The organism is Prevotella sp. C561 (assembly GCF_000224595.1).
Classification (GTDB): Bacteria; Bacteroidota; Bacteroidia; order Bacteroidales; family Bacteroidaceae; genus Prevotella; species Prevotella jejuni.
The window spans coordinates 1-1,547 of sequence record NZ_JH114179.1 but is presented as its reverse complement, the minus strand read 5'-3'; the positions used below and the strand labels follow the sequence as shown (position 1 = coordinate 1,547).

The 1,547-nt window shown below is 43.3% G+C and carries 1 protein-coding gene; it reads right to left on the bottom strand.

The genetic code is table 11. The features are described from left to right. Nucleotides 1-347: 347 nt before the first annotated feature. The coding region (locus HMPREF0666_RS15825; protein ID WP_009013398.1) for an IS1380 family transposase at nucleotides 348-1,547 on the bottom strand (1,200 nt) is incomplete at its 5' end.

The following is a 1,547-nucleotide window of genomic DNA, read 5'->3' as shown; positions in this document are numbered from 1 at the left end:
GCAGCACTAAGATAGGTGAAATTTCTGACATATCCAAGTGTTTTTGAGAACTTTGTTTCTCAGACACTTGGAGTTCTTACAAGAATTTATGCTGCGGAATTAAGGTGATAAAAAAACACTTACTGTTAGAATCTTCCCCAAATATGCTACTGAGTAGATATATTATTTATGGTTCTTTCCCTCAATTCCGCAGCATTATTCTTTGCGATTTACTTTTATATATTGACGTGACATTTTGGTATTTATCCATTGATTTGGGACTTTTCTAGGGTTCTTGGTTCTTGCATAGGCATAAAATCCCCCACCCAAACCCAATGGGGAATATGATAGCCACAAAGAAATACTGTTTATTCAAGGAATATTTCAGAGTAGTATGTTTTATTTGTATATAGGTTCAGAACGTTCTGCCTTCTCGTTCTCACCCATTTTGCTGGTACGCTGACAAAATGCAGGATAAAGGCTTTCAGTCTGCTTGTCTTTTTCAACGGCTTGACCTTTTCGCTGATATGACGGACGAAATAGAGATAGAAGTTCTTCAGCATGGCAGTAACCATCATGAAAACCATGTTCTCAGCCATAAAGGAAAATGGCAGATGTGACCATCCGAAGTCATTGTTCTGTATGTCGAAGTTCTTTTCACTTGCCCCACGCTCATTATAAAATGTAATGATGTCCTTCTCGGTAGACACCCAGTCATTGGTGAGGATACAGCGGTATGTGTATATTACTCCGAACATATCCGTCTGTTGCTTGCTATCCTTGTCTTTCAAAGGACTACGCTGTACGACAAGTCTGTATGACTTTCCTTTTATTAAGTTGTCCATATTGATGGATGTGACATCGCATTTCTCATAGCCAAGCTCAACACTCTTCCATTCTTTTAACTGTCGGAAGTTCTCGTAGCGACTGCCGTAGTTGGCAGCACGAATGTAGAACGTGTTGCAGCGCTGCTCTACGGTTTGTATGATTTCCTTTGAGAACGACCCGCAGTCGGCACGGAAACGCTCTATCACGACACCAAGCTCGGAGGTCACACGGTCCATAATGCGACGGAGCGTGTCCTCCTGATGGAATCTCACATTGGTATTTCCGTCACGATTCTCACCTCCGACTATGATTCCTCCAATGGAAGCCCAACCAGGGAAATAGCCAAAATCCTGCTTGTAGGAATACTTTGCATCGAACTTGTGGGCAGGAACAAACTGGTGGTCAAAGTCCAGGTCAACATGACTGCCCACCTTTATAAGCCCCATTCTCCGTATCATCCGTAATAGTAAGGTGTTCAGCTTCTCTGCCGTGTTGAAACTGTAAGACTTGCCGGAGGTTTCGCTCTTGTAGACAATGTTCTCTTCAGCAAGCTCCTTTAGTCCGCGCCCCACAGTGTCGGCACCGGGTAATAGCGTATTAGGTCTCTGCTTGAACTGCCCTATAAGCACATTGATGTCCTCAAGGCATTCTCCACCACAAAGGTAACTGAAGAAGAGAGAGCCGAAAATACTTCCATGGCAGAATGCTTTGCCACTATTTCCACGTTTGCCCAATACAGA